The following is a 4356-nucleotide window of genomic DNA, read 5'->3' as shown; positions in this document are numbered from 1 at the left end:
AAATGGTATTGCTGATCAAAGAAGAGCTGCATCACTTCTACCAAGTGATGGAATTGATGGTAAAAAAAGGCGTGACTTATCAACCGATCGAGGCGGGCCGCTACGCTAAGGGTTTAATCAAGCAAGTTAAGACTTACGAGCCTGATGCTCTAGTTGATAAGCTTATTATTGGTGCATTTATTGAAGCTCGCTCTTGTGAACGCTTTGCTAAACTGGCTCCTTTCTTAGAAGAAGACATGGAAAAGTTTTACGTATCTCTACTTCGTTCAGAAGCTCGTCACTATCAAGACTATCTTGAACTCGCGGAACAAATCGCAGGGAAAGATATCTCTGAGCGTATTGCTCATTTTGCGCAAGTTGAAGCAGAACTTATCACTTCAGAAGACAGCGACTTTAAGTTTCATAGTGGCGCTCCGGTTTAAGCCGTTTAGAACAAGTCTACTCCAGACCAATTCTGTATTTAGTACACCTATAAGAAGGCCAGCAAATTGCTGGCCTTCTTTATTGGAATTACGACTTAATGATAAGCTTAAGCTAGCGTGCCGTTGATTTCAGCAAGTACTGATGCAGGGTCTGCTGCTTGAGTAATTGGACGACCGATAACAAGATAGTCAGAACCTGACTCAATCGCCTTAGAAGGCGTCATGATACGCTTCTGGTCACCAACATCAGCGCCTACAGGACGAATACCTGGAGTTACTAGTTTGAACTCCTGACCAAGTGCACCTTTGAGCAAAGAAGCCTCTTGTGCAGAACATACAACACCGTCTAGGCCTGAGTTTTTAGTCAAAGACGCTAAGCGCATCACTTGTTGCTGTGGCTCTAGATCCAGACCGATACCCGCTAAGTCAGATTGCTCCATACTGGTTAGTACCGTCACACCGATTAACAATGGACGAGCTTTACCATATGGTTCCAAAATTTCACGAGAAGCCGTCATCATACGCTCGCCACCGCTCGCGTGTACGTTCACCATCCACACGCCCATCTCAGCGGCAGCACGTACCGCTTTTGAACATGTGTTCGGGATATCGTGGAACTTAAGGTCCAAAAACACAGAGAAACCACGTTTATGTAATTCACGAACAAATTCAGGGCCAAACAGAGTAAACATCTCTTTGCCAACTTTTAGGCGGCAAGATGCTGGGTCAATACGATCGACAAAGGCTAACGCATCCGCTTGGTTATCATAATCCAATGCTACAATGATTTTTTGGTCGTTCATTTCATCTCCTAACGCAGTTAACTTTCTACAAAATATTTATACCAATCAGGCCATAAATAACAGTCATAAAAATGCAGCCCGAAAGCTGCAATTAATAATTTGGTCTTAAAATGACCACAAATCTATTCACCATCAAGCCCACGAATAGGCTTGATCGTTCCCCACCCCTTACATGAAGGGCAGTGCCAATACATTGAGTGAGTTGAGAAACCACACTGACGGCATCGGTAATGAGGCTTAACCTTGAGTTGTTCACCAACCATAGATTGAAGCGTTGTTAAGCTGTCTTTGGCTCTACCTTCTTCCGCTTCCTCTAGGTGATAATCAATTAATCGATAAAAACCTTTCATGGTTGGGTTTTTAACAAGCTGCTTTGTCAGTAGCTCTTGAGCAGAGCCAACATCTTCATGGTCGGCAACGAGTTGAGCCAGCATCAACTCAGCGGAAACACCGGCTTTCTTCTGAATACACGCTTTAAGGAACTCGACCAACTGCGCTTCTTGTCCAAGTTTGTGGTAACACTCAGCAAGCGTTGGCAGGACTTCACTAATGAAGTCGATATCTTGCTCGAGAACTGACTCTAAATAAGTAATTGTCTTGTGATAATCTTCATTGGCTAAATAGAATTTTCCTAAAGCAATACTGGCTCGAACACATTTAGGGTCTTCTGAAAGGGCCTTCTTGAAGTGCTGAAGCGCTTTAGGGCGGTTGCCGTCGGCTTGTTCTTGCATCGCAAGCTCACACCAGAAGTGTGCAACCATCGCACGCGTCTTCATTTTCTTCTTGCTCAGCTTAACTAAGATATTCCCGTAATGAATCGCTTTATTCCACTCACGCGTTTGCTGATAAATGGCAACCAACTGCTGTAAAGCGCCTTCTTTATGATCAGGCTCTTCTACAAGCTGTTCAAAAATTTTCTCTGCGCGATCAAGAAAGCCTGAGACCGTATAGTCTTTAGCTAATTGTTGCAATGCGAGGTTTTTTTGATCGAGGGTAAGCCCAGACCGAGAGATAAGATTTTGGTGAATACGAATAGCGCGGTCGACTTCGCCTCTTGAGCGGAACAAGTTGCCCAAAGCCAAGTGAGTATCGATGGTTTCATTGTCTACTTGAAGTAACTCAATGAAGTGATCAACCGCTTTGTCAGATTGGTCTGACAGTAATAGGTTCAAACCCGTCACGTATTGGCGGGAGATCTGGTGTGATTGCTTTTGTTTTTCTTGCTGAGCATTACGATTACCCATATACCAACCATAAGCGGCTGCGATGGGCAAAAGTAAGAACAGTAACTCTAACATCAAATATGGCCTTTAAGCTTTAGTTTCAGCAGCGACCTGCTTTGATTGCTTATTGAGTTGCTTCTTCAAGCGATGAATTTTTAGTTGAGATCGCATGTGCATATTTCCAAAGACTAACCAAGCAAGAGCAAAACCTGAAACGAATACAACACCTAGCAAGCTTGACAGGTGGAAGTCACCTTGCGCTAGCAAATAATTGAAATTCACAATTGTTTGGTTTTGAGAGCCTAAAGCCAGTGCCATTAGGAAAAGTGCGATAACAGCGACTATTTTTATAATTTTCATAGTTCATCACTCATTGATTAATTAGCTGTACGATTATGCAGGAAAATTACTAATCAGACCACCATATTATGGTCATAAAAAAGCGGCATACATTATAGTATGCCGCTTTTCTTAATTCCGATAAGTAGCCTACAACCCTGAGTTTACTCGTTCGCGTAGCTCTTTACCTGGTTTGAAGTGAGGAACGTATTTACCTTCCAACTCAACCTTGTCACCAGTTTTAGGATTACGTCCAACACGAGGTTCACGGTAATGCAGAGAAAAGCTGCCAAAGCCGCGAATTTCGATTCGATCACCACTTTCTAGTGTTGAAGCCATGTGCTCTAAAATGTCTTTTACAGCGTCTTCAATTTCTTTTGCAGAAAGATGCGTTTGCTCAGCGCACAGTCTTTCAATCAATTCAGACTTAGTCATAGTTACCCTCGTTGGTTTTCTTTTTAGAAATTATAGACCTATAGGAAAAATAAGCAAAAAAAAAGGAGCCTTACGGCTCCTTTCTTGGCTAGATAGCTATAATTCTCTTAATGAGAAGCTATTATTCGCCTTTAGCAGCTTTGAATGCGTCTGCCATTGCGTTACCGAACGCGCCTTCATCAGACTTGTTCAGTGAAGCCATTGCTTCTTGCTCATCAGCTTCATCTTTAGCTTTGATAGATAGGTTGATTACGCGGTTCTTACGGTCTACACCAGTGAACTTCGCTTCAACGCTGTCGCCAACGCTTAGGATTAGAGATGCATCTTCGATACGGTCACGAGAAACTTCAGAAGCACGTAGGTAGCCTTCAACGCCTTCGATTAGCTCGATAGTAGCGCCTTTAGCGTCAACTGCAGTTACAGTACCGTTTACAAGAACACCTTTCTTGTTGTCAGCAACGTATGCGTTGAACGGGTCGTTTTCCATTTGCTTAACGCCAAGAGAAATACGCTCACGCTCTGCATCTACTGCTAGAACAACAGCAGAGATTTCGTCGCCTTTCTTGTATTCACGTACAGCTTCTTCGCCGGCAGCGTTCCAAGAAATGTCAGATAGGTGTACAAGACCGTCGATACCGCCTTCTAGACCGATGAAGATACCAAAGTCAGTGATAGACTTGATCTTACCAGTAACTTTGTCGCCCTTAGCTTGCATTTCTGCAAATGACTGCCATGGGTTAGCTTTACACTGTTTCAGACCTAGAGAGATACGACGACGTTCTTCGTCGATATCAAGAACCATAACCTCAACTTCGTCGCCAACATTAACAACTTTAGAAGGGTGGATGTTCTTGTTAGTCCAATCCATTTCAGAAACGTGTACTAGACCTTCAACGCCTTCTTCGATTTCAACGAAGCAGCCGTAGTCAGTTAGGTTTGTAACACGACCAGAAAGCTTGTGACCTTCTGGGTAACGCTTAGCGATTGCTACCCATGGATCTTCGCCTAGTTGCTTAAGACCTAGTGAAACACGAGTGCGCTCACGATCGAACTTAAGAACTTTAACTAGGATTTCGTCACCAACGTTAACGATCTCTGATGGGTGCTTAACGCGCTTCCAAGCCATATCTGTGA

Annotated in this window: 6 protein-coding genes; 1 reads left to right on the top strand and 5 read right to left on the bottom strand. The window is 43.5% G+C overall.

Features of this window, described 5'->3' with window-relative positions; translation table 11 throughout:
- Positions 1 to 422, top strand: a 422-nt coding sequence (locus AB4496_RS09315; protein WP_372130853.1) for a tRNA-(ms[2]io[6]A)-hydroxylase, incomplete at its 5' end; no start/stop codon positions are given.
- A 107-nt stretch (positions 423 to 529) separates the two neighbouring features.
- Here AB4496_RS09315 and pyrF read toward each other — a convergent pair.
- From pyrF to AB4496_RS09290, 5 genes are all read right to left on the bottom strand, one after another.
- Complete coding sequence (pyrF, locus tag AB4496_RS09310) at positions 530 to 1225, bottom strand: orotidine-5'-phosphate decarboxylase (RefSeq protein WP_102257828.1); 696 nt, start codon at positions 1223 to 1225, stop codon at positions 530 to 532.
- 122 nt (positions 1226 to 1347) lie between these two features.
- Positions 1348 to 2523, bottom strand: coding sequence for a lipopolysaccharide assembly protein LapB (gene lapB / locus AB4496_RS09305; RefSeq protein ID WP_009848862.1), 1176 nt, complete (start codon positions 2521 to 2523; stop codon positions 1348 to 1350).
- 12 nt (positions 2524 to 2535) lie between these two features.
- Positions 2536 to 2808, bottom strand: coding sequence for a LapA family protein (locus tag AB4496_RS09300; RefSeq protein ID WP_012604397.1), 273 nt, complete (start codon positions 2806 to 2808; stop codon positions 2536 to 2538).
- A gap of 129 nt (positions 2809 to 2937) precedes the next feature.
- On the bottom strand, positions 2938 to 3222 hold the full coding sequence (gene ihfB, locus AB4496_RS09295; RefSeq protein ID WP_010439923.1) for an integration host factor subunit beta: 285 nt from the start codon (positions 3220 to 3222) through the stop codon (positions 2938 to 2940).
- A gap of 121 nt (positions 3223 to 3343) precedes the next feature.
- On the bottom strand, positions 3344 to 4356 hold a 1013-nt coding region (locus tag AB4496_RS09290; RefSeq protein WP_372130851.1), incomplete at its 5' end, for a 30S ribosomal protein S1.

Origin of the sequence: Vibrio sp. 10N.222.46.A1 (assembly GCF_041473595.1) — a bacterium.
GTDB classification, from domain to species: Bacteria; Pseudomonadota; Gammaproteobacteria; order Enterobacterales; family Vibrionaceae; genus Vibrio; species Vibrio tasmaniensis_A.
This window is presented reverse-complemented; position numbering and strand designations above follow the sequence as displayed.

What these genes read in the sequence shown, in the direction of transcription:
- lapB (WP_009848862.1), bottom strand. Translation starts at nt 2,523, where the DNA reads ATGTTAGAGTTACTGTTCTTACTTTTGCCCATCGCAGCCGCTTATGGT.
- pyrF (WP_102257828.1), bottom strand. Translation starts at nt 1,225, where the DNA reads ATGAACGACCAAAAAATCATTGTAGCATTGGATTATGATAACCAAGCG.
- ihfB (WP_010439923.1), bottom strand. Translation starts at nt 3,222, where the DNA reads ATGACTAAGTCTGAATTGATTGAAAGACTGTGCGCTGAGCAAACGCAT.
- AB4496_RS09300 (WP_012604397.1), bottom strand. Translation starts at nt 2,808, where the DNA reads ATGAAAATTATAAAAATAGTCGCTGTTATCGCACTTTTCCTAATGGCA.